The organism is Halomonas sp. 3F2F (assembly GCF_014897805.1).
In the GTDB taxonomy this organism is placed as follows: Bacteria; Pseudomonadota; Gammaproteobacteria; order Pseudomonadales; family Halomonadaceae; genus Vreelandella.
Genome location: NZ_JABUZE010000114.1, coordinates 1 through 2,621, shown reverse-complemented (window position 1 = coordinate 2,621; position 2,621 = coordinate 1). Strand labels below are relative to the sequence as shown.

General features: G+C 50.5%; 3 protein-coding genes. All 3 read left to right on the top strand.

The genetic code is table 11. From position 1 onward, the window contains the following. The first annotated feature begins 53 nt into the window (after positions 1-53). The 3 genes from INT21_RS12070 to INT21_RS12060 are packed head-to-tail and all read left to right on the top strand — an operon-like array spanning position 54 to position 2,583. A complete protein-coding gene (locus tag INT21_RS12070) occupies positions 54-578 on the top strand; it encodes a hypothetical protein (RefSeq protein ID WP_226912961.1) in 525 nt (174 codons plus the stop codon). Continuing rightward, positions 547-1,782: a hypothetical protein gene (locus tag INT21_RS12065; protein WP_226930643.1), complete on the top strand. Its 1,236-nt coding sequence runs from the start codon at positions 547-549 to the stop codon at positions 1,780-1,782. The genes INT21_RS12070 and INT21_RS12065 overlap by 32 nt, the downstream gene beginning before the upstream one ends. Before the next feature lie 15 nt (positions 1,783-1,797). Next, positions 1,798-2,583, top strand: a complete 786-nt coding sequence (locus INT21_RS12060) for a cache domain-containing protein (RefSeq protein ID WP_226930642.1) — start codon at positions 1,798-1,800, stop codon at positions 2,581-2,583. Positions 2,584-2,621 lie beyond the last annotated feature (38 nt).

Sequence of the window (2,621 nt, the reverse complement as noted above, 5' to 3'; positions counted from 1 at the left end):
TCCTACATACATTATGCACGAAAACTTTCGGTTAGGCACTTAGTACGAATGGTATGCTGCATGGACTTGGCGTTCAGCAGGCGATGGAAAAGACTCGCGCTATGCCGTCTCTTTACTTGATACGTATCGCTTGCCAACAAATCAAACGGGGCCTCACTGGGTTGGTGCTGGCTTTTCTTTTGGCCGGACAAACCCATGCACAATCCGTTGATCAAGACGCAGCCATACTTCTAGTAGCGCACCCAGCGGTAGCCACGCAATGGCTAAACCGTGACACAACGCGGGCGATATTTGCCATGCGGCAACGTACATGGCCTGACGGCGATGCCGTACAGGTGTTTGTGCTGCCAAACCGAGATCCTGTACATGCGCGTTTCACCAAAGAGCAGCTCGCCGTTTATCCACATCAGCTACAACTGGCATGGGATCGCATGGTGTTTTCTGGCATGGGGCAAGCGCCTAATCGCGTTGCTGATCAGCTCGAAATGCGCGAGAAGATTGCAAATACTCCTGGCGCGCTGGGATATCTTGAAAGGGAGTATCTGGATGAAAATGTCCAAGTTATTTCAATGGAATGAGCATTTTTCCGCTATCCGCAGGCCCACTGTAGCCATACTCACAAGTTTGCTAGCACTGCCTGTTTGCTCGTCCGCCCGGGCAAACGAAAACGTGCTCGACACTCTGCAAGTACATGGTTTCCTGAGCCAGGCGCTTATCATCACCGACGATAATGATTTCTTCGGTAGCAGCAGTGAGAATGCAGGAAGTCTGGAGTATACCGAAATAGGTGTTAACGCCTCTCTCCGCCCTCACCGCAATGTGCTGGTGGCCGCTCAGGTGCTTAGCCGTCGCGCCGGTGGTGAAACTAGCGATGCCATCCCAACGCTAGATTATGGCGTGGTGGATTATCAGATGGTCTCCAACCAGCAACGTACGCTAGGCCTTCAGGTAGGTAGATTTAAAAACCCCTTCGGCATTTATAACCAAACGCGTGACGTCGCTTTCACGCGCCCCAGCATCTTGTTGCCACAATCAATCTATTTTGATCGAACTCGCTCGTTGGGAATGGCTGGCGATGGCGCCAGTATTTATCATGAAGAGCGAACCCAGTCCGGCGTTTTTCGCTTTCAAGCAGGCGTTGGTAAAACCCGCATAGAGGACGATGTCGATCAAGCGCTTGGGTTGAAGCGTTTTCCAGGATCGTTACGCGCGGGCTATTCTGCGATTGGCCAAATTCGCTATGAAGACAACGGTGGACACTTTCTAATGGCACTTAGCACCGCTAGTGCTAACGCTGACTATGAAGACGCTCAACCTCCACTAACTAATGGCAGCTTCCAGTTTCAGCCTTGGGTATTTTCATTGCAATACAATGACGAGCTGTGGAGCTTAACCTCTGAGTATGCGCTGAGAACAATTGAACTAGATGGCTTTAATCCTGCCATTGACCAGAAAAAAACCGGTGAAAGCTGGTATGTGCAATATACGCGTCGTATGGACCATGATTGGCAGTGGTTAATTCGCTTTGATCGTTTGGTAAATGATCGAAATGACCGTTCAGGTACTCGCTACGCACAAAGTGGTTTGGGCCCTGCCCATTCTCAATTTGCAGATGACATTACCTTTGGCGTTCAGTGGACACCCAGACCCAACCTAATGTTGGCAGGTGAATATCATCATGTGGACGGTACTGGTTGGCTACCCTTACATAAAGACGCGGATGCATCTGAAACAAGCCGACATTGGAATATGTTGCTCTTCCAGCTTTCACTGCGCTTTTGATCGGGATACGCAGAGATGACCACACGTTCGTCCCCTAAAGCGCGCTACCGGCTTAGTTTGACTTGGCGTGTTATCGCGCTGAGCAGCCTATTACTGCTAGCGCTTGTGGCACTCTTTATATGGTTAGGCCAACACCAGCTCACTCAACAGTTAGAAAGTAGTCGGATGGAAAGCCATGAGCGGCAGCAGCGCGAGATAAGCTTAGCGATGCAACGCTCATCGGATAACTTACGCCAGTTGGCGGGCTTAACCGCTGCGGCGCCGGAACTTGGAAGCGCGCTACAAGAGAATAACCAGGACGAGCTAGCTGATGTGCTCAGAGCACAGTGGCCTTCTCTGCAATTAGAAGCGGGGATTGATGAAATCTTTGTTTTTAATACCCAAGGGGCAAGAGTGGGTTACTCAGGTGCCAACGACCCGCTGATTGATCTGCCCATTCAAGGCTGGATAAGTAGTGTACTAACCACAGAGTCACCCATTACCACACTACGTTGCGCCATAACATGCCAGCAGTTTGCTGCGGTTCCTGTTCTTATGGAAGGCACTAGCATCGGCATGGTCGTATTATCGCGCTCACTTGCCGATGTTACGCGACAAGCGAAGGAAGTCTCTAATAGCGAAATAGCACTGATGGTGACAGGGCGCATTACTGGCTCCCTCCCCGCCGAGGCGCTTCTACTGGAAGATTGGAACGGCCATATTCTAGCGCTTACAAACCGTGACCAGACACTCTCTGTACTTCAACGCGCCTCTCAAGACGTCTTTCTGAATCAATTGGTTCACATGCCTTTTAGCCCCTGAATTCATAGAATAACTGCAGCACTTTGGATCATACGGTA

Bases quoted from the DNA above. Each gene is read 5' to 3' on its own strand.
- INT21_RS12070 (WP_226912961.1), top strand. From the start codon at position 54: ATGCTGCATGGACTTGGCGTTCAGCAGGCGATGGAAAAGACTCGCGCT.
- INT21_RS12065 (WP_226930643.1), top strand. From the start codon at position 547: ATGAAAATGTCCAAGTTATTTCAATGGAATGAGCATTTTTCCGCTATC.
- INT21_RS12060 (WP_226930642.1), top strand. From the start codon at position 1,798: ATGACCACACGTTCGTCCCCTAAAGCGCGCTACCGGCTTAGTTTGACT.